General features: G+C 69.9%; 12 protein-coding genes. All 12 read right to left on the bottom strand.

Annotation, left to right across the window (positions count from 1 at the left end; translation table 11 throughout):
- Positions 1-8: 8 nt before the first annotated feature.
- Genes IG196_RS18030 through IG196_RS17975 form a run of 12 tightly spaced genes read right to left on the bottom strand, consistent with a single transcriptional unit; the run spans position 9 to position 23,396 of the window.
- A complete protein-coding gene (locus IG196_RS18030; protein WP_192192211.1) occupies positions 9-980 on the bottom strand; it encodes a hypothetical protein in 972 nt (323 codons plus the stop codon).
- Positions 977-2,068 carry a glycosyltransferase gene (locus tag IG196_RS18025; RefSeq protein ID WP_192192210.1) on the bottom strand — a complete coding sequence of 364 codons (1,092 nt, stop codon included), beginning with the start codon at positions 2,066-2,068 and terminating at the stop codon, positions 977-979. Before IG196_RS18025 ends, IG196_RS18030 begins: the two co-directional genes overlap by 4 nt.
- 24 nt (positions 2,069-2,092) lie before the next feature.
- Positions 2,093-3,433 carry a hypothetical protein gene (locus tag IG196_RS18020; RefSeq protein WP_192192209.1) on the bottom strand — a complete coding sequence of 447 codons (1,341 nt, stop codon included), beginning with the start codon at positions 3,431-3,433 and terminating at the stop codon, positions 2,093-2,095.
- A 16-nt stretch (positions 3,434-3,449) separates the two neighbouring features.
- Positions 3,450-4,427 carry a GDP-L-fucose synthase family protein gene (locus IG196_RS18015; RefSeq protein ID WP_192192208.1) on the bottom strand — a complete coding sequence of 326 codons (978 nt, stop codon included), beginning with the start codon at positions 4,425-4,427 and terminating at the stop codon, positions 3,450-3,452.
- Between the two features lie 28 nt (positions 4,428-4,455).
- On the bottom strand, positions 4,456-5,136 hold the full coding sequence (locus tag IG196_RS18010; RefSeq protein WP_101490025.1) for a sugar transferase: 681 nt from the start codon (positions 5,134-5,136) through the stop codon (positions 4,456-4,458).
- Positions 5,133-7,412: a polysaccharide biosynthesis tyrosine autokinase gene (locus IG196_RS18005; RefSeq protein WP_192192207.1), complete on the bottom strand. Its 2,280-nt coding sequence runs from the start codon at positions 7,410-7,412 to the stop codon at positions 5,133-5,135. Before IG196_RS18005 ends, IG196_RS18010 begins: the two co-directional genes overlap by 4 nt.
- A gap of 45 nt (positions 7,413-7,457) precedes the next feature.
- Positions 7,458-8,642, bottom strand: coding sequence for a polysaccharide biosynthesis/export family protein (locus IG196_RS18000; protein WP_101490027.1), 1,185 nt, complete (start codon positions 8,640-8,642; stop codon positions 7,458-7,460).
- 28 nt (positions 8,643-8,670) lie between these two features.
- A complete protein-coding gene (locus tag IG196_RS17995) occupies positions 8,671-9,594 on the bottom strand; it encodes a hypothetical protein (protein ID WP_192192206.1) in 924 nt (307 codons plus the stop codon).
- Positions 9,587-10,408, bottom strand: coding sequence for a serine aminopeptidase domain-containing protein (locus tag IG196_RS17990; protein WP_192192205.1), 822 nt, complete (start codon positions 10,406-10,408; stop codon positions 9,587-9,589). Before IG196_RS17990 ends, IG196_RS17995 begins: the two co-directional genes overlap by 8 nt.
- Positions 10,405-11,178 (bottom strand): 4'-phosphopantetheinyl transferase family protein, encoded by a 774-nt coding sequence (locus IG196_RS17985; protein ID WP_192192204.1) that lies wholly within the window; start codon positions 11,176-11,178, stop codon positions 10,405-10,407. The genes IG196_RS17990 and IG196_RS17985 overlap by 4 nt, the downstream gene beginning before the upstream one ends.
- Positions 11,179-11,184: 6 nt before the next feature.
- On the bottom strand, positions 11,185-16,185 hold the full coding sequence (locus IG196_RS17980) for a non-ribosomal peptide synthetase (protein ID WP_192192203.1): 5,001 nt from the start codon (positions 16,183-16,185) through the stop codon (positions 11,185-11,187).
- On the bottom strand, positions 16,182-23,396 hold the full coding sequence (locus IG196_RS17975) for a polyketide synthase (RefSeq protein WP_225616708.1): 7,215 nt from the start codon (positions 23,394-23,396) through the stop codon (positions 16,182-16,184). Before IG196_RS17975 ends, IG196_RS17980 begins: the two co-directional genes overlap by 4 nt.
- Between the last annotated feature and the right edge of the window lie 631 nt (positions 23,397-24,027).

Genomic DNA, 24,027 nt, shown 5'->3' with positions numbered 1-24,027 from the left:
GAAACGGGTCAGGGCCGCGGCGCGGTGGCGCTGCGTACCAGCGCGACGTGTGCGGGAAGAAAGTGGAAGTCGGCGTCCAGCGGCATGTCGAGCGTGAGCATTCCGCCCTTGGCGTTCACATCGCCGATCCAGTTGCGCAGCTGCACCGCCGAGAAGCGCGGCGCGCTCGGCTGGGCCCACGAAGCGCCCAACGGCGTCAGCACATGCAGCCGGAGTTCGGAGGGCGGCGCGGCCAGGCGTGCGGTGGGCTGAAGGTACTCGCCCGCCATGAGGTTCTGGCACGGTGCGCTCTTGAGGGTGAAGCGCGCCGCCCCCTCGCCGGCATTGAAGGCCAGCCACCGGTTGGGGGCGCCGCTGCGCGCGGCCGCGCAGAGCGTGCTCCAGCCGAGCGGCGCCATGCCCGTCGTGTTGTAGACGCCATCGAACCACCAGCCCGTGGCCAGTGCGCCGTAGTGCTGCGACCAGCTCTCGATCACGGCCGACCAGGCGGTGATGAAGCGCGGCGGCGGCGGCAGCTGTTCGGAGACGTCGCCCAGGCAGTCCATCAGGTAGCGGTCGCCTTGCGGCGCGCGGAACGGCAGGTAGAGGATCAGCGCGATGCCGTGGTGCCGCAGCGCGCGGCCGATCTCCAGCGGCAGGTCGCGCGGCGAACGGTGCGCGGCGCTGCGCGGGCACAACGCTTCGAGCGCGGCATTCGGCGCGATGAACTGGCCGTTGTTCTGGCCGAGCGTGAGGATGAGATGGTTGGCGCGCATCTCGGCGAGCGCGTCAGCGAAGGCCTCGACGTCGAAGCGTCTGATGCCGGCGATGGACTGCTTGTCGGGCAGGTAATGCACCATCACGCCGAAGCCCTGCATGCCTTGCACGCCCTGCCCATCCGGCGGGCTTGGCCGCGTCGCGACGGCCAGCCCCGCCCACGCGACCAGCCCGAGCACCAGCACCGCGAGCGCGCGAAGAAGGGGCAGGGCGCGGTTCGTCATGGCGTGGCCTGCGCCAGCGAAGCGGCGTTGCGCTTCAACGTGAAGTAGCTCGCGGCCACCGCGCCCGGCGTGCAGGCCCGCGAGAGCGACCACGCAGGGCGTGCGCGCTCGTGGTTGGCCAGGTAGCGCTCGATGCCGCCGAGGCCGCCGAATTCGTTGCCGATGAAGAACGCGTAGCCCGCGAAGAGCTCGCGGTGCACCGGCAGGTCCGAGAGCAGCAGCGGCACGCCCAGCGTGGCCGCCTCGGCGGCCGACAGGTTGAAGCCCTCGAAGGTGGACAGCGAGATGAAGGCCGTCGCCCCCTGGTACAGCCGCAGGAGTTCTTCCCGCGACACCAGCCCCCGGTGCCGCACGCAGGCGCGGAACGCGGGCGCCATGGCCGAGACCATGCGTTCGACATCGCGCGCGCCGTTGCCCGTGATGTCGAGGTAGTCGACCAGGCCCTGGCGCTTCATGCGCACGAAGAGCTTCAGGATGCCCTCGAAGTTCTTGTGCGGGTAGTAGTGGTAGGCCGCGATCAGGTAGCGCCCGCCGGGCGCGATCATGCTTCCGGCGCTGTACGCGTTGGCGCCGGCATCCACCGGATTGAAGATCACCGCCGGGTGCGCGCAGCGCGTGAAGTGCCGCTCGAAATCTTGCTGGCTGCTGCGGCTGATGAAGACCACGTCGGCCTCGCTGCGCGCGACGCGGTGCAGGTTCCAGTCGAGCCAGAGGCGCTTCTGTGGCGAGAAGTACTGCGGGTACGACTTGTACTGCACGTCGTGCACGACCACGATCGAATCCCGATGGCGGCCGAAGGGCGCCAGCAGCGAGAAAGGCAGGAAGTAGTTCGGGAACAGCGAGAACACCCGCTCCCCGCGCAGCCACCCACGCGCCAGGTGAAAGTTGTAGAGCAGCGTGTCGAGGATGAAGCGACTGATCTTCAGCCGCCGTGCCGCCGCGTAAAGGCGCGGATGGCGTTCGCTGATCGGCTGCACGTGGTGGTCCGGCGAGCCGCGCATGCTCTGCAGCAGCACCTCGGACACGTTCAGCACCCCGCCCGCCGACGCGTTGAGCCGGATGGTGTCGTAGAAGAGGTAGGTGGCCATGGTCGCTCCCGTGCGTGTGCGTTCTCATGCCGTCGGCAGGCCGGCGCGTGCCGAGCGTGTCGGTGGTGTGGGGCGTGTGGGGCGGGCTGCCGGCCTGCGGAACCACGAAGCGAGGCTGCCGGCGACGAAGGCCGCGATCAGCCCCGAGACCGCGAACGGTCCCCAGCCCAGGATCGGCCCGCGCAGGAACGGCACGTAGGCGGCCAGCAGCACCAGCGCGCAGAGGTAGCCGGCAGTCAGCGCGCGCTGCGGGTCGACGGCCCGGTCGACGACGCGAAAGCCCGCCGAGACCGCGAAGCCCAGCAGCGCCGGGCCCGCCAGCCCGAAGTCGAAGTACGCGGTGGTGAAGGGCGGCAGCGACACGTTGCTCTGCGAGAAGTTGCCCAGCACGGCCGGCCAGCCGAGCGGGTCGAACTCCGGGAATATCTTCAGCTCGCGCGGCAGGACGAAGGAGAAGGCCGAGAGCAGGTAGCGCCCGTAGCCGAGGTCGGGAGAGGGCGCACGCTCCAGGATGCCCGCGACGACGAACATCGCGTCGAAGTCCTGGCTGAAGGGGTACGACGCCAGCTGCGCGCCCCACATGGCGTCCCGCGAGATCAGGTTCAGCACCGGGCCCAGGCCTGCGATGGCGCCGAAGATCACTGCGGCGAGCGTCCACCGGTGCCTGCGCCCCAGGGCATGGATGAGCAGCGGCAGCAGCCCGATCAGGATCACCTGGCGCGCCGTGTTGACCGGGTTCGCGGCGAAGGCGGCCAGCGCGAAGGCGAGGCCCGCGGCGCACCAGGCCCACAGCGTGCGCTGGCGCAGGGCGTGGATCGCAAGCGCCACGAAGCACATCAGCACCACGAGCTTGGGCAGCGTGGAATAGACGATGTACTGGATCGGCGGGCTCACTTCTTCTGCCAGCACGCCGCGCGCCACGAAGTTCATGTCGAAGCGGACGAAAAGCACCGCGAACGCCACTTCCAGACAACCCAGCAGCAGGAAGGGGTGGGCGACGCCGGCGCCGCGCGCGCGGTGCGCCGGCCCGGGCGCGGCCGGCTGCGCGGGCAGGCCCAGCCGTGCGGCTTCCACCCCGGCCATGTACAGCAGTACGAGCATCAGCGCCTGCGTGTGCGCGGCGGGCCCGACGATGCCGACCTCCCAGAAGTCGACGTCCGTGGCGATCTGCATCGCCGGGGCGATCGAGAAGTAGACGAGAACCACCGTGTAGTGAAGCAGCAGGAACACGCTGTCGCCGGCGGCGCCGAGCATCGACAGCTGCACCAGCGCCAGCACGAACACGACCCCGTAGCCCCAGACGGGATCGATGAGCCCGCACAGCGCGGCGCAGACGATGCCGGACCAGATGACGAGGGTTCTCATGGCAAGGCTCGGTTCGTCAGGCGTGCGCCGCCTCGGCGGCGGTCCGCGGGGCCGTCTGGTAGTCCGCGTAGGTGCGGCGCAGCCCTTCGGCCAGCGGCACCGTGGCGCGCCACCCGAAGCTGGCCGCGCGCGACACGTCCAGCAGCTTGCGCGGTGCGCCGTCGGGCTGCGCCAGGTCGTAGTGAATGCTGCCCTCGTAGCCCACGACCTCGCGGATGTGTTCCACCAGTTCGGCAATCGACACGTCCTCGCCCGTTCCGAGGTTGATGTGGCCGCGCATCGGATCGGTGTACTGGTCGTAGGCGGCGCGCGACAGGTTCATCACGTCCAGGCAGCCTTCGACCATGTCGTCCACGTACAGGAACTCGCGCCGCGCCCGGCCGCTGCCCCAGATCAGCACGCTCGGCGAGCGGCTGATCTTGGCCAGGTGAAAGCGCTGGATCAGCGCGGGTACCACGTGGCTGTTTTCCAGGTGGTAGTTGTCGCCGGGGCCGTAGAGGTTGCTCGGCATCACGCTGCGGAAGTCGACGCCGTGCGTGGCGCCGTACTGCCGGTTGTAGCTCTCGCAGAGCTTGATGCCCGCGATCTTGGCGATCGCGTAGGGCTCGTTGGTGGGCTCGAGCTTGCCGGTGAGCAGGGCGTCTTCGCGGATCGGCTGGTCGGACAGCCGCGGATAGATGCAGCTCGAGCCGAGGAACAGCAGCCGCTTGACGTTGGCGACAAAGGCCTGGTGCGTGAGGTTCGCCGCGATCAGCAGGTTCTCGTAGATGAACTGCGCGGGGTAGGTCATGTTGGCGTGGATGCCGCCGACCTTGGCCGCTGCCACGTAGACCTGGTCGACAGGCTCGGTCGCAAAGAAGCGCGCGACAGCCGCCTGGTCGAGCAGGTCGAGCTCGGCGTGGCTGCGCGTCACGACCTCATGGCCCAGCGCGCGCAGGCGCCTCGTGAGCGTCTGGCCCACCATCCCGCGATGACCTGCAACGTAGATTCGCATGGCGTTCTTTCAGTGAAGGGTGGGTGGCTCAGCGCGAACCGCGCGCTCCGAGCACGACGCGGAAGGTCTTCAGCACGATCACCAGGTCGCGCAGCAAGGAGAGCTTGGCGACGTACTCGGCGTCCATGGCCGCGCGGCGGCGGTAGCTCACTTCGTTGCGCCCGCTGATCTGCCACAGGCCGGTGATGCCCGGGCGCACCGCGCAGTAGTACGCCCAGTAGGGGCCGTACAGCTCCTTCTGCGCAAACATGCAGGGGCGCGGACCGACCATGCTCATGTCGCCCTTGAGCACGTTCCAGAACTGCGGAAACTCGTCGATGCTGTAGCGGCGCAGGAAGGCACCGAAGCGGGTGATGCGCGGATCGTGTTCGAGCTTCTGGAACTTCTCCCATTCGCGCCGGGCCGCATCGTTCTCGCGCAGATGCCGCGCCAGCACGGCATCTGCGTTGGGCGCCATGGTGCGGAACTTGTAGAAGCGGAAGATCCGGCCGTTGCGGCCATAGCGCGGCTGCACGTAGATGACTGGAGCGCCCGAGGTCAGCAGCACGCCGACGGCAATCAGTGCGTAGGCCCAGCCCAGGAACAGGAAGAACGAGCCCGCCAGGACGATGTCCATGGTGCGCTTGGCGACCTGCAGGAGCCGCGAGCCGCCCACCGGCACGGGGCGGGCGGCGGTGCGGTGCGGCGTGCGTGAAAGGTGCGTGCTCATGATGTCGCGCGCTCCGGTGCGGCGTGGGGGGTGTGCCCCAGCGCGGGCGGATAGACGTTCGGCGGCAGGGCGTGGGGGCCGTACTCGTAGCCATAGGCGCTGTGGCGTTGCCGTGCGTCCTGCGCGTTGAGCACCACGCCGTGGAACGACGCGCCCACGTGCGCCAGCCGCTTCGCACTCTCCACCAGGTCGCCCATTTCGCTGTCGCCGGCGCGGGCCACGAGCATCAGGGTGCCCATGTCCGGGGCCATCGCCACGGTCTCGGTCGCCAGCAGGATGGGCGGGGCATCGACGACCACGGCGTCATAGAGCGACGAGAGGGTTTCCAGCAAGCGCGTGAACGCGCTGGCGCCCAGCATCGTGGCCGGATCGAGCGGCAGCTTGCCGGTGGTGATCACGTCCAGGTGCGGCAGCACCTGCACGTGAACCGCCTGCGCGAGCGTGCAGGTGCCGGCGATCAGCTCCGACAGGCCGGCGGAGGGCTTCAGCCCGAACTGGCTCGCCACGGTGCCGCGGCGCATGTCGGCATCGATCAGCAGCACGCGTTTGCCGGAGGTCGCCAGCACGGCCGAGAAATTCGTCGACAGGAAGGTCTTGCCCGCGCCCGGCGTGGCGCTGGTCAGCAGGATGCGGTTGTTCGGTGCCGCGGCCATCAGGAAGCCCAGCGTGGTGCGCAGCCTGCGCACGCCTTCGAGCGCCGGGTCGTCCGGGTGCTGGGCCGCCAGCAGCTTCAGCCCGGGCCGGCCTTGGCGGATGGCGCGATCGAGCGCGCCTTGCCGCGTGCTGAGCGCGATCGTGCTGTAGACGTTCAGGCCGGTGCGCATCTCGATCTCGTCGGGGGTGGCGACCGTGCTCTTGAGCACCTTGCGAAGGATCGTGGTGAGCGCGCCCAGGAACAGCCCCACGGCCAGCGCCAGCGCCATCACGATCACCGCCTTGGGCCGCACCGGCTTCTCCGGCGACAGCGCCTGGTCGAGCACGCGCACGTTGCCGAGGCGGCCTTCGCGGGCCAGGCGCATCTGCAGCGAACTGTTCAGGAGCGACGCGTAGAGCTCGGTGTTGACCTTGATGTCGCGCTGCATGCGCAGCGAGTTCTGCTGCAGCATCGGCATGCGGCGGATGCGGGTGTCCACGCCGCCCAGCTCCCTGCGCAACGAGGCGATCTGCGCGTCGAGCGTCATCAGCATCGGGTGCGCACTGGTGAAGCGGCTCGCTAGGTCCAGGCGCTTCTGGCGCGCGTCGAGCAGCTTGGCCTGCAGGTCGACGTTCTGCGACAGCGCGTTGCGCGCCTCGTCGTCCAGGCTGATGGTTCCGTTCTGGTTGCGGTACTGGTTGTAGGCCTCTTCCGACTGTTCCAGCTGCTGCTTGAACTTGGGCAGCTCGGTGCCCAGGAAGTCCAGCGTGCGCTCGGCCTGCGCGGTCTTCTGGTCGATGTTCTGGCGCATGTACAGGCGCGCCACCTCGTTGAGCAGGTTCGCCAGATGGTCGCGATCGTCGGTCTGCCAGCTCACATCGATCACGCTGGACTGCTTGCCTTTCTCGATCACGCGCAGCTCGCGCTGCAGCTCGAGCATGGTGAGCTGCGTGGAATGCCGCGTCAGCTCGAAGGCGCCGCCGGGCCGTGCGTCGATAGCGGCCACCAGCAGGTGGACCGTTCCGCCCGGCACGGTGCTGTCCTGCGGTACGCCGACCTGGCCCTGCAGCGGGGTGTCGAGGTCGGGATGCATCAGGGTGTAGTGGCCGTCCTTGCCTGCGGTCAGCAGGAACTTCTTGCCCTCGAGGGCCGGCGGCACGTCCATCTGCGCGACCGCGATCTGCTCGGTGCCCGACACATAGCCGCGCATGCCGAAGAAGCCCGGGCTGGACAGCGTCTTCGAATGCCGCGCCATGAAGGCGCCCACGACCGGGATGTAGTGCGGCCGCGCCGTGATGAACAGCTTGGTGTTCTCGATCGCCTGGCCGAGCACCATGCGCGACTTCAGGATCTCGGCCTCGCCCGAGGTCGGCGTCTTCACGCCCACGCCGTTGACCGCGGCATCGCCCGCGCCGCCGGGCGAACGTTCGGCATCCTCGAGCTGGATCAGCACGTTGGCTTCGTACACCCGCGGCCCGAAGAGCGCGTAGCCCGCGCCCAGCACCAGCACCACGGCGGTGACCGAGGCGATCAGCCACCGGTTGTCCAGCATCAGGTCGACGTATTCCTTGAACCTTGAGTACGGGCGCTCGGGTTCCGGGCTGTACGGTGCGGGAAGCGGGGGGTACCAACGCGCATTCATGGGCTTCACCTTCTTTGTCGTGTTCGGGCCGGGGCGTTGCGCGGCCTACCGGCTGCGGGCGGTGTCGCGCGCGAGGTTGATCACCTGGGCGGCGGGAAGGATCAGGTTGGCGACCCGGTTCCACGAGACCAGCGGCACGCGGTCGACATAGACCACGTCGCGCGGGCGCAGCTCGAAGCGGTCGGCCAGCGCAAGCGCAGCCGGGTTCCTCGCGTTCAGGCTGAAGATCTGCGGCGTGTCGGGCGTCTGCGGCGAGTTGCGGATCACGTAGATCTGTCCGGGGTCGGCCGTGAGCAGGTCGGGCCCGCCCGCATCGCCGAGGGCTTCGTTCAGGCTCATGCGGCCGTTGCGCATCAGGAGCGCCGAGGGCCGCATGATCTCGCCCATCACGTAGATGCGGCTGTCGTCCCGGCTGCCGACGTACACGATGTCGCCGTTGCGCAGCGGAATGTTGTTGGCGTCGGCGCCGAAGCGCTTGAGCTGCAGCGTGTCGATGATCACCGTGCGGTCGCCGCGCGTGAGCGTCACATGCGAACGGTCGCCCACGGCGGTGATGCTGCCCGCGCGGTTGAGCGCCTCGGACAGCGTCATCGGGATGTCCGTGAAGATCTGCAGCCCGGGCGTGCGGACCTCGCCCTCGACATAGGCGCGCTGGCTGCGGAACGACTGGATGCGCACGCTGACCAGGGGCGCCTTGATGATCTTGCCGATGCGCGTCGCGATCAGCTCGGACGCACCGCTTTCGGTCAGCCCCTGCAGCCGGGTGCGGCCGATGTAGGGGAAGCTGATCTCGCCCGCGGCATCGACGATGAAGCCCGGCGCCACGGTGACGCCCGTCGGGTCGCTCTGCTGCGCGATCACCGCGCCCAGGTTGGGCTGCAGCTCGGGGTTGTTGTAGACGGTGATGCCCACCACGTCCCCCGGCCCGATGGTGTAGGGCGCGGGCCGGCCGAACAGCGCCTTCACGTCGGGCGGGATGCCCGTGTTCCCCGCGAGCTGTGTGCGGATCAGCTCCGGGGTGATGACTTCCACCTTGCCGGTGCCGCCGTTCTTGCCGTCGGCCGACTGCAGCGGGCCCGGCGTGCCGAAGCCGGGAGCGCAGCCGCACAACCCGAGCGACAGCAGCAGTGCCATGGCGCGCGACCGGAAGCGGCCACCGGGAAGGGCGCGGGCGCCCTCGGTGGCGAGGAGGCGCTCGCCGCGCGGATTCGCTGGGGTGACGGTTTTCATGAGTCTCTCCTTGGCTTCGGTTGTTGTTTCAAGGCGCGGCGAGCGTGGCCGCAATGGCGCGCGGGGTGCCTGCCGCCGGTCGGCCCTGCCGCTCCGGGCTGGGGGTGGCCAGGCAGTGCTCGACGACCCAGTCGCCGACGGATTGCAGGAAGAGCTGCTGGCCCTTCACGGTGCAGACGGTGTGGTCCACCTCGCGCATGAACTCGTACTGCAGGCCTTGCATGAACGGTTCGTGGCGCAGGGCGCCGAGCTGGTCGCGGTCGCGGTCGCAGACGTGCAGCGATCCCGAGTACAGGAGCTGCACCGCCACCTCGCGTTCGACCAGCCGCTTCATGGTGGCTTCGAACCAGATCGCATTGACGTTGGGCGGCCGCCGGTCCACGAAGTAGCCCGGCAGCGCCTTGGTCGTCGTGTTGCCCGGCAGATGGCGCAAGACCCAGCGCCGCGCCTTGCCCGGGAACGACGGGTGCAGCGGCGCCGCGAGCGCGCGACGCACCGTGAGCTCCCAGCGCGTGCGCCGTTGGGGAAAGGCAAAGCCGTCGAACAGCGAAAGCGCCACCATGCGCGCGTCCACCGCGGCGGCCGACATGGCGTGCTCCACGCCCGAGCACATGGCCACGACCGCGAACTGGCGGACGCCCAGCATGCGTTGCGCAAGGTCCATGGCGGCCTGCAGGCTGTGCACCGCGCGCGTCTGCAGGTCGGGCCCGGTGTCCAGCGCCTCGCTGTCGCCGATGCCGCCCAGGTCGAAGCGCAGGCTGCCCACGCCGCGCGCGGCGAGCACGTGCGCCAGTTTCACGTTGATGCGGCGCGGCCCGACGCGGTGGTTCGCGCCCATGTTGAACATCAGGCAGGCGACGGGCGCCGGCATCCGCTGCGCGGGGACGGTGAGCATGCCCATCAGTGCGTTCCCGGGGCCGAAGCACACCGGGGTCTGCGTCAGGTCATTCATGGATGGCTCCCTGCAGGCGGCTGAGCGCATCGGCCGGAACCATCGCGCTGTGGGGATAGGGGTCGGACGTCCAGTCCAGCGGGTGGCTCAGGTAGGCCAGGCGCACCGGCATGTGGCGCGACTGCTGCTCGGCCGCCCATTGCGCGGTAGGCGTGTCGTCGGGCGGGGCCAGCACCAGGGTGTCGTGCAGGGCCGTGAGCGGCAGCGACTGCGGCGTGAGGGCGCGCAGCTGCGCCTGCAGGGCAGGCGAGAGACGCACGCCGAGCGCCTCCTCGGGCAGTGCGTCCGGTTCCCGCTCGAGGCTGCGGCGCCACGAGAGGTCGGGGATGCAGAAGGTCGTGTCGATCGCTTCGACGTGGCGCTCGCGCAGCAGGCGCGCGTAGCCCTGGCCGTCGATCACCGGCTCCCAGAGCACCAGACGGGCCGGATCGCACAGTCCATTGCGCGCGGCCAGCACGGCCAGGGTGGCGCCGAGCCGTGCGCCGATCCACACGATGGCGGCATGCGGTACGTGCCGCCGCAGCTCCTCGTGCGCCGCGCACAGGTCGCGGCGCCAGCCGTCGAGCTCGCCCTCGCTCTCGTCGCCCGGCGAGTCGCCGGAGCCGTAGAAGTCGAAGCGCAGCGTGGCGACGCCGGCGCGCGCGAGGCGTTCGGCCAGCACCTTGAAAAAGCGATGGGTGCGCAGGCCCTCCTGTCCGAAGGGCGGGCACAGGAGCACTGCGGTGTGCTCGCCCCGGTGGTCGTCGGCGGCGTGGAACACGCCGAAGACCTGGCGCGAGGCCGGCCCGAACATGAGCGGCGTGAAGAGGGTCATGCGACACCCCTCGCGCATCGCGACTCGGCCATCCCCTGGAGCGCGTTCAGGGGGCGCATGGGGCCGCCTTCGAAACCGCCGCCCGATGCCTGCACGCGGGCTTCGGTGTGGCGCCATTCGGCGAGCGAGCCCACGCTGTCCGGCCGCGCGGGCGCCGGCCCCAGCACCAGCACCAGCGTGCGGCCGGCCACCGGCAGCTCGACGCTGCGGCAGTCCGGCACCACGCCCACCTCGAAGCTCTGCGACGACATCAAGAGGCCCACGCCGATGGCCTTCAGGCAGGCTTCCTTGCGGGTCCAGCAGGTCAGGAAGGCGTGGTCATGTTCGTGCGCAGGCAGGGCGGCCAGTGCGTCCTGCTCGCGCTGCGTGAAATGCGCCGCCGCCAGGGTGGCCGCGTCCGGCATCGGGCGCAGCAGCTCGACGTCGGCGCCCAGCGGGCCGCGCCCGCCGATGGCGATCAAGGCCAGGCCCTGGCTGTGGCTCAGCGAGAACTGGGTGCGCGGGTGGCCCGCCAGCGACGGCTTGCCGAAGGCGCCGGTGGCCAGCGTCAGCGCGGCGGGCGGCAGGCCCGTGTAGTCGCACAGCGCCTGGCGCAGCGCCACATGGGCCGCCACGAAGCGTTGCCGGTCGACGGGGAAGCGCAGGCTCTCGGCACGCGCGCGCTCTTCGTCCGACAGGACCTGGGCGGGCAGGGTGTCGGTGAAGCTGTCCAGCTCGACGTACCGGCAGACCGGTGCGTCGATGGTCAGTGAGCTGGCGGCGCTGGTCATGGTCGATCACCCCTTGCGCAGCCAGCTGCCGAGCGCGCCGAGCAGCCCGCCGCGCTGTGCATGCACGGCCGTGCCGGCGGCCAGGTCGGCGAGGTCCGATGGCACGCCGTGCGGCGTGCCGTGTGCCGAGGAGGCGATCTGCCCGAGGTTCTCGAACAGATAGCGGCGAGGCTCCACGCGGTGCCCCAGCGTCTGCGCCGCCTGCTGCACGGCGCGCAGCACCAGCAGCGAGTCGCCGCCGAGGTCGAAGAAGTTGTCGCTGGCGCGGATCTCGTCGACGTCGATGCCGATCACGTCGGCCCAGATCTGGGCCAGCTGTGCGTGCTCGGGGCTGAGCAGGCCCCGCTTCGCTTCGCGCGCGTCGCTGTCGGTGTCATCGGCCGGCGCACCCTTGTCCGCCTCTTCGGCTGCCAGCTTGCGCAGATAGAGCGCGCTGGCCGAGCCTTCGGTGCGGGCGATCTCCGCGAGCGTGGCCCCCGGGTGGTCGGCGACGCGGGCCAGCACTTCGAGGTAACGCTCGCGCAGCTGGGCACCGGTCTCGCGCAGGTACACGTCGGCGTTGTAGAGCAGCGCGCCTTCCAGGCCGTGCGGCTTGTCCATCAGCCACACGCCGATGTCGTCGGTGGCGCCGTGCTGCATCACGTGCACCTGGCGGGTCTGCAGGCTGCCGACGGTGCGCGCGCGTTCGCGTGCGTCCTGGAACGAGAACATCGCCTGGTAGGGCCCGGCGTGCTTGATCTGCCCCGCATAGCCGGGCTCGGCCATCAGGCGCTCGAACGGCACCTGCTGGTGGTTCATCATCGACAGCAGCTCCTGCTTCACGTAGCGCATGAAGTCGGGCAGCGGCAGCGCCATGTCGACCGCGAGCGAGACTGGCAGCACGTTGTTGAAGAAGCCCATGACGTCTTCCGTCTCGGCCTGCTGGCGCCCGCGCACCGGGTTCGCGATGACGATGGCGTCGTTGCCGGTCGCCTGGGCCATGGTCAGCGCGTAGATGCCGAAGGTCAGCATGCTGAGCGTGACGTCCATGTCGCGCGCGACCTCGCGCAGCCGCTGCGTGCTCTGCAGGTCGATGTGGATCCAGTGCGCGCCGCCCTGGCCGCTCTTGCCCGCGCGGCGCGGCATGTCGGTCCGGGGCGGCCGCACGGTCTTGGCGGCGCCCGCGAGCCGGCCGCGCCAGAACGCGAGCTGCTCCTCGCAGGCAGGCTCGGTCAGCCACTTTTCCAGCCACTCGGCGTAGTCGCCGTGGGTGGTGGCGAGCGCGGGCAGGTTGTGCGGGCGGCCGCGCTCGGCGGCGTCGTAGAACGCGCCCAGCTCGCGCTGCATCAGGTCGAAGGACCAGCCGTCCCAGATCAGGTGGTGCGGCACGAACAGGAAGACGTGCTCCTGGTCGTCGAGCTGGAACAGGGTCGCGCGCATCATCGGCGCGCTGTGGATGTCGATCGGCTGGTCGGACAGCACCTGCATCTGCTCGGCCAGCTCGGCCTCGCGCTGGTCCGCCGGCAGGCCACGCAGGTCGACCAGCGGCAGGGTGAAATCGACGGACTCCGCGATCGATTGAATCGGCCGTCCTGTGTCCTCGTCGAACGCGATGCATGTGCGCAGCGAGGGCTGACGGCGGATCATCTCGCGCAGCGCGCCTTCGAAGCGCGCCGCGTCGAGCCGACCGGTGAGCCGCTGCGCCGAGGGCGCGTTGTAGACAGAACGGCCCGTGTACAGCTGCTCCATGAAGCGGATGCGTTCCTGCGAGGGCGTGAGCGGCGCGCTGCGGCGATCGGGGTGGCAGGCAATCGGCGCCTGCAGGCCGACGCCCGCGCCCTGCAGGGCCTCGATGACCGCGGCCAGCTTCTCGGCCGTGGGCGCCTCGAACAGCGAGCGCAGCGGCAGCGTGACCTGGAACTCGCGGCTCAGCAGCGTGGTGAGCCGCGCGGCCAGCAGCGAGTGGCCGCCCATGGTGAAGAAGTTGTCGTGCATGTCCAGGCCGGGCAGGCTCAGCACCTTCTCCATGATCGCCAGCACCTTGCGTTCGTGCGCGTTGCGCGGACCGGCGCCGCGGCGCACTTCGTCGCGCGCCACCGCCTGCGGCGGCGGCAGCGAGACGCGATCGACCTTGCCGTTCGCCAGCGTGGGCAGCGCATCGAGCGTCACCACGTGCTGCGGCAGCATGAAGGCCGGCAGGTGCTTGCGCAGGTGCACCATCAGCGCATCGAGGTCGAAGCCGGCGCCCGGGGTCAGCGCCAGGTAGGCCACCAGGCGCACGTCGCCGGGGTTGTCCTCGCGGGCCACGACCACGCTGCGCGAGACGCCGGCAACTTCGCAGCAGCGCACCTCGATCTCGCCGGGCTCGATGCGGTAGCCGCGCACCTTCACCTGGAAGTCGAGCCGCCCGAGGTGGTCGAGCAGCCCGTCGTTGCGCCAGCGACCGCGGTCGCCGGAGCGGTAGACCTTCTTCGTGGTGCCGAAGATGCGCACCGTGACGAAGCGCTCGGCGGTCAGCGCGGGGCGGTCGAGGTAGCCCAGCGCGACGCCTTCGCCCGCGATGCAGATTTCACCGGGCACGCCGATCGGGCACGGTTGCAGGTCGGCATCGAGGATCCAGATCTCGGTGTTGTCGACGGGCCTGCCGATCGACACGCCGCGCGAAGCGATCTCTTCGGGGCGAACGTGCCAGGCCGTGGAGTACACCGTCGTCTCGGTCGGGCCGTAGCCGTTCCACAGCCCTTCCATGCGCTCGCACAGCGCCAGCGCCATGCTCGGGCGCAGCGCTTCGCCGCCGGTCCAGCCGCGAAAACCGGGCGTGCCGCCGGCCCACTGGGCATCGAGCAGGAGCTGCCACATGCCGGGCGTGGCCTGCAGCAGCGTGATCTGTTCGTCGTCGAGCGCCTGCGACAGGCGGTTGCCGTCCATGGCGACCTCGCGCTGCACCATCACGAGTTCGGCGCCCGTTGCCAGCGGCAGCAGCAGGTCGGGCACGGCCATGTCGAACGACAGGGTGGTGACGGCGGCGATGCGGTCGGACGGGCCGACGTTCGATTCGCGCTGCATCCACTGCAGCAGGTGCGCCACGCCGCGGTGGTGCGCAATGACGCCCTTGGGCAGGCCGGTCGAGCCGGAGGTGTAGATCACATAGGCGGCGTCTTCGGAGCCCGGGTCGTCGCTGCTCGGCGGCAGGGAGTCGCCCGACAGGTGGCGCCAGGCGGTGTCGCGATCGATCTCGAAGATCCGTTGCTCGGCGTCGCCGCGCCAGTCGCGGGGCGCCACCGCGATGTCGGACGAAGTCAGCATCAGGCTGAGGGTGGCGTCGCTGGCGTAGTGGTCCAGCCGCGCCTGCGGAAATGCGGTGTCCAGCGGCACGTAGGACGCGCCCGCCTTGAGGATGCCGAGCATCGCGACGACCATCTCCAGGCTGCGTTCGAGGCACAGCCCCACGCGTTGGCCGCGGCCCACGCCGCGCGCGCGCAATGCACGCGCCAGTCGGTTGGACAGCGCATCGAGTTCGCCGTAGCTGCAGCTGCGCGCGCCGTCGCGCACCGCCGGGCGGTGGGGCTGCAGCGGCACGCGCGCCACGAAGCCGGCATGCGCCAGCGGCGCGCCGCGCAGCGGCACGCGCGCCGGCTGCAGCGCCAGCAGCGCGCGCGCGGCGCCGGCCGACAGCACCTCGAGCCCGCCGATGGTTTCGTCGGGCTTGTGCGCGGCCGACTGCAGCACGCACTCGAACATGTCGAGCCAGCGCTCCACGCTCACGTCGTCGAACAGGTCGGTGTTGTATTGCGCCTCGATCTGCAGGCTGCCGGCGTGCGGACGCAGGTTCACGAACAGCTCGAAGTTCTCGTAGCGGCGGGCGATGGTGTCCTGCACCACGTCGAGCGTGGTGAACGCCTGCGCGCTGCTCGCCACGTCGGGGTCCACGTTGAAGGCCACGCTCACCAGCGGCAGCCGGCTCGGGTCGCGCACGAGCGACAACTGGCCCAGCAACGCGCCATAGGTGAGGGCCTGGTGGTCGAAGGCGTCGAGCACGGCGGTGCTGCATTCGTCCATCAGCGCGTCGAAGCGCGTGGCGGCATGCACGGCGATGCGCAGCGGCAGCAGGTTCACGCAATGGCCGACCAGGCCGGGCACGTCGTGCGCGAGCTGGCCCGAGGTCGGGATGCCGACCACGATGTCTTCCTGGCCCGTGAGGCGGTACAGCGTCGCGATGAAGCCGCTGAACAGGCCCGTGAACAGGCTGACACCGGCCTTGGTGCTCGCGGTGCGCACGGCGCCGACCACGCGCCGGTCGAGCAGGCGTTCGGCGCGGCGCGAGTTGAAGGTGCGGGCGGCCGGGCGGGGGCGGTCCAGCGGCAGGTCGAGCACCGGCTGCGTGGTGCCGGAAAAGCGCGCCAGCCAGTAGTCGATGTGCGCCTGCATGTCGGGGCTCGCGGCGGCGACGGCTTCCTCGGCGGCGAAGTCCGCGAACAGCGGCGCGGCCTTGAGCTTCAGCCCGGTGCCGGTTTCTTCGGCATAGAGATGGCCCAGCTGCTCGGTGATGACCGCCCACGACCAGCCGTCGCAGACCACGTGGTGCGCCGACATCACGAGTTCGTGCTCGGCATCGCCCAGGCGGTACAGCACCGCCCGGAACAGCGGACCGTGTTCGAGCGAGAACGGCGTGCACACCGCCTCGGCGTGGGCCGCGCCCAGCGCCTGCGTGAGGGCTTCCGGCGCCAGCCCGCCCAGGTCCTGCCGGACCAGGTGGTTTCCGCCCGGGGGGCTGACCAGCATGAAGGTGCCGTCCGGCGAGATCGTGGCGCGCAGCGCCTGGTGGCGTTCGAGCAGGCGGTCGGTGGCGCGCGCCATGGCCGTGCCGTCCAGCGCGCCGCGCAATCGCAGCACGACCGATTCGTTGTAGGCCATCGAGGCCTCGGTGCTCATCGTGGCGCCGAGCCAGATTTCGCGTTGCGATTCGGTCGTCGGAATGATGCATTCGACGAGGCCACCGCTCGCGGTGGGCTTGAGTGCGGCGTTCATGCTGCAGCCTTTCCGTTGATGAGGCGCTCGTGCGAGGCGGCGTCTTCGGGTACGTGCCAGAACGGCCGGCCGTCGCTGTCGCGGGCCAGCACGCTGCCGTCTTCGACGGGCTTGCGCGCGTCGAAGCGGGTGGGAGTAGGAGCGCGGCGCGGAAGGAAACCGGATTCCTGCATCTCGGCGACCGATTCCTTGAAGGCGCTCTGAATGAAGGCGATGTCCTCGGCGCTGTGCGCGCTCGTGAGGAAGCACGGGAAGTTGTCCAGGATGTGCACGCCGCGGCTGCGCATCATGGCGAACAGCAGGTCCTGCAGCGGGTGGTCTTCGAGCCAGCTCACGCGCCACAGCGACGAGAAATGACGGATCGCGAGCGGCGCGCCGACCTCCTCGCACCAGCCCGAGAGTTCCGCGGCCATGGCGGTCGTGCTGGCGTTGAGCCCGGCCTGCAATGCGGGCCCGGCCTCCTTCAGGTGCATGAGCGAGGCCTTGGCCGCGGCGAGCGCGAGCGGATGGCGCACGAAGGTGCCGGCGAAGTAGGTGACGCCGACGCCCGGGATCGAGTCGTCGCCGTACTGCCAGGGGCCGCCGTCGAGTGCGTCCATGAACTCGCGCTTGCCGGCGATCACGCCGACCGGAAAGCCGCCGCCGATCACCTTGCCGTAGGTGGCGAGGTCGGCGCGCACGCCGAACAGTTCCTGCGCGCCGCCCAGCGCGGTGCGAAAGCCGGTGATGACCTCGTCGAAGATGAGGCAGCAGCCGTTCGTCGCGGTGATGTCGCGCACGTCGTGCAGGAACTCGCGCGGCTGGAAGTCGGGGCGGCGGCTTTGCACCGGCTCGATCAGCACGGCCGCCAGGTCCGCCGCGTTGTCGCGGATGAAGGCGAGCGCCTCGGGCGTGCCGTAGTCGAGCACGCGGATGTCGCCGAACATGCCGCTCATCACGCCGGGCGCGGCCGACAGGCCCTTGCCGCCCTTGCCGGCGCGCACCAGCACTTCGTCGAAGGTGCCGTGGTAGGAGCCCGTGAAGGCCACCACCGTGCTGCGCCCGGTGACGGTGCGCGCAATGCGCAGCGCCGCCATCACGGCCTCGGAGCCGGTGTTGCACAGGCCGGCGCGCTCGCTGCCCGTGAGTTCGCAGATGAGGCGGGTCACGTCGGCCGCGAGCGGATGCTGTGGTCCGATCTCGTAGCCGGCATCGAGCTGGGCCCGCACGGCGTCCTGCACGAAATCGGGTTGCCAGCCGAACAGGTTCAGCCCGAAGCCGTTGAGCGCGTCGACGTACGCGTTGCCGTCGATGTCCCACATCTTCGAGCCCTTGGAGCGTTCGATCACGATCTGGTAGGTGATCTCCTTGGTCAGCGGGCGAAAGCCATTGACCACGCGCGGGTCCGCCATGTGGTCACGGTTCTCTTCGGTGAAGCGCTTGCTCTTCTGCGTGCGTTCGACATAGCGCCGCACGAAGGTGGCCAGCCGCGCCTTCTGCCGCGCGCTGGGTTCGGCGGTGCGTTGGGTGTGGATGCGGGCAATGGCGCCGAAGGCCTTGTTGACGTCGTAGCGAAGCGGCGCTTCGGTCGGCGGCTGTTGTTGCACGGCGGGCACGGGCTCTGCCGCCACGGGCATCGCTGCGGCCACCGGAACGGCCGCGCCGGACAGGAGCGCGAGCTGCTGGCGCATCAGCTCCATCTGCTGCGCGATCACCTGGTTCAGCAAGCCAGCAGGCTGCGCGAGACCTTGTGGTGGCGTTGGCATGGACGCTTGCACGACGGATGCGGCAGGCATGGCGGGCGCGACGGGCGCGGCCACCGGCTCGGCCTCGGGCGGCAGGCTCTGCAGCAGGTACGCGGCCAGCGCGTCGAAGCTGCGGTAGTTCTCCATCAGCTGCCGGAAGCTCAGCTCGACCTTGAAGCGCTTCTTGATCTGCGTGGCGGCCTGGGTCAGCGTGAGCGAGTCCATGCCGATCTCTCCGAACGGGGCGTGGCCCTCGGCCTGTGCCATGTCGATGCCCGAGATGTCTTCGAACAGGGCCCGCAATCGGGTGTCGACCGACGCCGCGCGCGACGCATCGGACGGCTGGGGAGAAGGCAGGGGCAGGTGAGGCGAGGGCGCGGCAGCGGTCACGATCGGCTCCAATGAAACAGGCAGGACAGGCAGAAGAGGCAGGACAGGCGCAAGGGCGGGCGACGCCGGCGACACCGGCGCGGCGGGCGCGATGTCGACCCACAGACGCTTGCGTTCGAACGGGTAGGTGGGAAGGCACACGCGCCGGGCGCCGGCGCGCGGTGCGAGCAGGGCAAGGTCGACCTCGGCGCCGCAGGTCCACAGGCGCGCGGCGGCCAGGCGCAGGGTGCGGGTCTCGTCGGCCGGCTCGCCGTGCAGCAGCGACACCGCCACGGCGCCGGCCTTCGACGCCGGGGCGAGGCCTGGCAGGCGGTGCTGGCGCACCAGCGCGGCCAGCGTGTTGCGGGGGCCGACTTCCACGAAGACCGGATGCGTGGCGTCGCCCGCCGCGCTCTGCAAGGCCGGCGAGAAGCGCACGGTGCCGCGCAGGTGCTGCGCCCAGTAGGCCGGGCTCGTGGCCTGCGCGTCTTCGAGCAGACGGCCGGTGAACGTGGAGTAGATGGGGATCTGCGGCGCGTGCAGCGCGACCTGGCTCACGAGCGCCTCGAAGGGCGCCACCGCGGCGTCCATCATGGCGGAGTGAAAGGCGTGCGAGGTCTGCAGCAGCCGGCAGGCGACGCCCTCGGCTTCGAGCGCGGCCTGGAGTTCGGCGATGGCCTCGGACGGACCGGCGGCCACGCAGGCGCCGGGTGCGTTCTCCGCGGCGAGCGAGACCTGGGGCGAGGCTGCGAGTCGTGGGGCCAGCGCGTCCGCGCCGAGCCGCACCGACAGCATCGTTCCCGCGGGCTGTGCCTGCATGAGCGCGCCGCGGCGGGCAATGAGCCGGGCGGCATCTTCCAGGCGCATCACGCCGGCGATGACGGCCGCGACGAATTCACCGACGCTGTGGCCGATGAGCGCGTGCGGGCGCAGGCCCAGCGACAGCAGCCGCCGTGCGAGCGCGTACTCGAGCGTGAAGAGCGCGGGCTGCGTGACGGCGGTCGGCGCGAGCGCCTGCGGGTCGGCGGCGAACATGCGCTCGCGCAGGTCGAACTCGAGCGCGCCGTCGAAGGCGCGCAGGCAGTTGTCGAACGCGGCCGCGAACACCGGATCGCCCGTATGCAGCGCGCCGCCCATGCCCGGGTACTGCGCACCCTGGCCCGGGAACATCAGCAGGGGCTGCGGCGCGCGCTCGGCGATCCGGTCGCTCACGCGCCACGCCGCGTTCTCCGAGCGCAAGGCCTCGATGGCTTGCGCCGCATCGCCGGCCACCACGGCGCGGCGGAAGGCATGGGCCTTGCGGCCGACGCACAGTGTGAAGGCCGCATCGCCCAGGCAAAGCTCGGGCTGTTCTTCCAGGTGCGTCGCCAGCTGCTGCGTCGCGACCGCCAGTGCGGCCTCCGAGCGGGCCGACAGCGCCAGCACATGGACGCCCGGGAGCGTGGTGCGCGCCTGGCGCGCCGGCGCTTCCTCGAGCACGACGTGCGCGTTGGTGCCGCCGACACCGAACGAGCTGACCCCCGCGCGGCGCGGCAGGTCGGCCCGCGGCCACGGCTGCAGCTGGTTGCTGACGTGGAACGGCGTGCGCGCAAAGTCGATGGCCGGGTTCGGTGCCGTGAAATGCGCGGTGGGCGGAATCAGTTCGTGGTGCAGCGCCAGCGCTGTCTTGATGAGACCGGCGGCGCCCGCGGCCGTGACCATGTGGCCCACGTTGCTCTTGAGCGAGCCCAGCGTGCAGTAGCCCCGCGCGTCGGTGTGCTCGGCGTACGCGACGGCGAGCGCCTCGACCTCGACCGGGTCGCCCATCGGCGTGGCGGTGCCGTGTGCTTCCACGTAGGAAATGCTGCGTGCGTCGACGTCCGCTGCGGCCAGCGCGGCGCGGATCACCGCGGCCTGGCCGTCCACGCTGGGCGCCGTGAAGCTGGCCTTGGCGCCGCCGTCGTTGTTGACGCAGGCGCTGCGCAGCACGGCATAGATGGTGTCGCCGTCGGCCTGCGCGTCGGACAGCCGCTTGAGCAGCACCACGGCGGCGCCGTCGCTGAACACGGTGCCCTTGGCCTGCGCGTCGAAGCTGCGCGTGTGGCCATCGGGCGAGAGCATCGAGCCCTCGTTATAAAGGTAGCCGCTGCGGGGCGGGCAGGTGACCGACGCGCCGCCCGCGAGCGCCATGTAGCACTGGCCCGTGCGCAGCGCGTGAAAGGCCTGGGCGATTGCGACCAGCGAGGTCGAGCAGGCGGTGTTGACGCTCACGGCCGGCCCGCGCAGGTTGAGCCGGTTGGCCACGCGGGTGGTGATGTAGTCCTTCTCGTTGCCCAGCATCACCTGGAATTCGCCGACGGCCTCCACGAGGTCGGGCCGCGAGGCCACGTGGCGCTGGAAGTAGGTGGCGTTGTACGTGCCCGCATACACGCCCACCGGGCCCGGCGCTTCGTCGGGCACGTAGCCCGCGCGCTCCAGGCATTCCCAGCAGATCTCGAGGAACACGCGGTGCTGCGGGTCCATGAGCGCGGCTTCCTTCGGGCCGAGGCCGAAGAAGGCGGCATCGAAGCCCTCGATGCCGTCGATCACGCCGCGCGCCCGCACATAGGCCGGGTCGCGGCGCAGCGACTCGCTGACGCCGGCGTCCAGGCTGGCGTCGTCGAAGAAGCTGACGGTGTCGCGCCCGGCGACGAGGTTGTCCCAGAACTGCTCCACGTCGCCCGCGCCGGGGAAGCGGCCGGCGGTGGCGATGAGGGCGATAGGTTCGGGTGCGTCGGCCGCGCCGCGGGTGGCGTCTTTCCGCACGGGCAGGGGCTGCGGTACCTCGTCGGCCGGCTGCAACTGCGCCGCGATGGCGCCCGGCGTCGGATGGCGGAAGAACAGGTTGGTCGACAGCGCCGGCGCGCCCTCGCGCTGCAGGTCTGCGAGCACCTGCAGCACCAGCAGCGAGCTGCCGCCCAGGTCGAAGAAGTTGTCGTTGCGCCCGGCGGTGTCGATGCCTAGGGCGCGTGCGAAGGCGTCGCACACCTGCTGCTCGAGCGCGTCGCGCGCGGCCTCGAAAGGCTGCGCGAGGTCGGGGCGATCGCCGGCCGGCTCGGGCAGCGCGTTGCGGTCGAGCTTGCCGTTGGGCGTGACGGGGAGTTGCGCGAGCCAGACCTGCGCCGACGGAAGCATCACCGCGGGCAGGCGGGCCGCCAGGTGCGTGCGCAGCGTGTCCCACGCGAGCTTCTGTGCGCGTGCCACCAGGTAGGCGATCAGGCGCAGTTGGCCGTCGCGACCGGGCCGCGCGACCACCGCGCACGACTGCACCGCGGAATGCGCAAGGATGGCTGCCTCGACCTCGCCGGTCTCGATGCGGTGGCCGTGGATCTTGACTTGGCCGTCGATGCGACCGATGAATTCGATCGTGCCGTCGGGCAGCCAACGGGCCAAGTCGCCGGTGCGGTAGAGCCGGTCGCCGGGCGCACCGAAAGGATCGGACACGAAGCGCGCGGCCGTGAGTTCGGGTTGCCCCAGGTACCCGCGGGCCAGGCCGTGTCCGCCGATGCACAGCTCGCCCACGAGTCCGCTGGGCAGCAGGGTCAGCGTCGGGCTCAGCACGCGCAGCACGGTGTCCTTGATCGGACGCCCGAGCGGCACCGAGCGCAGGCCTGCCGCGACAGCGGCGCGCTCGATGCGGTGGGTGGTCGCGAAGGTCGTGCACTCGGTCGGCCCGTAGCCGTTGCTGAGCGTGAGCCCGGGGAGGGCGTCGAGCGCGCGCTGCACATGGGGTACCGACAGCGCCTCGCCGCCGGTGAACAGGTGCGCCAGGCCCGCGAGGTGCTGCGGATCTCCGTCGACCACGGCGTTGAAGAGCGAGGCCGTGAGCCACGCGGTGTGTACCTCGTGGCGGGCGATGGTGCGTGCGAGGCCGGCGCCGGTGGGTACCCGTTCGTCGTGAATCACGCAGCGCCCGCCGTTCAGCAACGGTCCCCAGACTTCGAGCGTCGAGGCATCGAAGGCGAGCGGCGCCGCATGCAGCATCGCGCGCCCCGGTGCGAGCGCGATGTAGTCGACATCGACCACCAGCCGCAGGATGGCGCGATGGCTGATCTCGATGCCCTTGGGTACGCCGGTCGAGCCCGAGGTGTACATGAGGTACGCCAGCGACTCGCCGTCGATGGCCGGCGCTGTCCACGGCGCATGGTCCGTGGCGTCGTCAGGCCCTTCGATCCGCACGGCGGCGCGGTTGGCTGGCACGAGAGCGGCCAGCGAGCCGGTCGTCACGACCCGGGTCACACCGGCCTGGTCGAGCATGGTGGCGACCCGTTCCGAGGGGAAGTCGGTCGACACCGGCACGTAGGCCGCGCCCGCCTTGAGGATGCCGAGCATGGCGACGATGGCGTCCATCGAACGCTCGAACACCATCCCGACGTTGTCGCCCGCCCGAACGCCCGCCTGCTGCAGGCGTTGTGCGAGCCGGTCGGTGCGCGCATCGAGTTCGCCGTAGCGCATCGTTTCGTCGCCTGCCACCAGCGCCAGCGCGTCGGGCGTGGCCGCAGCCCGGCGGCTGAACACGGCGGGCACGGTGAGCGACAGGTCGGGCGCGGCGGGCGGCGTGGTCCATGCAGTGAGCTGGTCGTCGCGGTCGGCGTCGGGCAGGGCGCGGATGCTGTCGAGCGCCGCGTCGGGGCGCGCTAGCAGATCGGCAGCGGTGTCGGCTATGGCCGCGAGCAGGCGGGTGGCGCAGGGCGTATCCATCAGGCGCGCGTCGACGTCCAGATGCAGGCTGGCGGGGAGCTCTGCGCGGGCTTCGATCCGCAGGTGCGGCAAGGTCTCGGAAGTTGGGTGCGCGGACCGGCGGTCGAGGTCGAGCTGGGTCAGCCACGCGCTCGCGGTGCCGGACGGCGGCATCGGCAGGGCCGTGCCCAGCCAGCGCGATTGCAGCAGCAGCCAGGCGCCGACGAACAGCGTGTCCGGCAGGTATCCCGTGGCACCCAACGACGCCAGCCATCGCTGCGCGAACCCGGCGTCGAGGGCCAGCGAGACGCCGAGCCGTTCGCCTGCCGCCGCGCGCGCGGACGGGGAGACGAAGAGATCGCCCAGCGCGGCCTCCGAAGCCATGGCGGCCTCCGGCGACGAAGCAATGTGGGTTTCCATGCAATTACCCGGCTGCAGACTGTGAATGAAAAATTCAATTGATCCGACTGAATTGAATTCAATGGAGCATTGGCCTTGATTTGTCGCGATCCTATGAAATTGGCGAGCCGTCTGTTGAGGTCTTTTCTCTGTGTTTACATTTTGATATAAATATTTCTGAATCGAACTACCTTAATCGTGACGTTTGAGGTACCACGCCCATTCGGTATGGGCGGTTTGTCACCCATTTTTGGAGCCGCGGCGACACGCCGGTTCGAACCTTTGGCCGCTCTTCTTCGCTCCGGCGGCATTTTTGGGAGTCCGAGTTGCTATACTTTTTCGAGAAAAACAGCAGTAATGCGCCAAAATTTGAAGATCGATCAGAGGTTTTTCGCAAATTGAGTCAGATGGAGCGCATCGGCATTCGAAGGTCGTCGGCTCAAATGGGGTAGATATTTTTCTTCGATGGGCGAAATAATATGTCTTTCAATTAAGCCGAAATTGAATTTTGAATTTATTGAAAATCCCATTGAGTTCAATGAAATATGTTACTGGATTGCGTTGGAAATGCTTGATTTGCAATTTTTCTAGGCCCTCTTGAAGGGTTGACATTCAATTTCTGCCCATTTCTTTTGTGAAATATGGGGCAACA

This window comes from Variovorax sp. 38R (assembly GCF_014843395.1).
GTDB classification, from domain to species: Bacteria; Pseudomonadota; Gammaproteobacteria; order Burkholderiales; family Burkholderiaceae_C; genus Variovorax; species Variovorax paradoxus_H.
The sequence above is the reverse complement of the archived record's forward strand: the minus strand, read 5'-3'. Positions and strand labels throughout refer to the sequence as shown.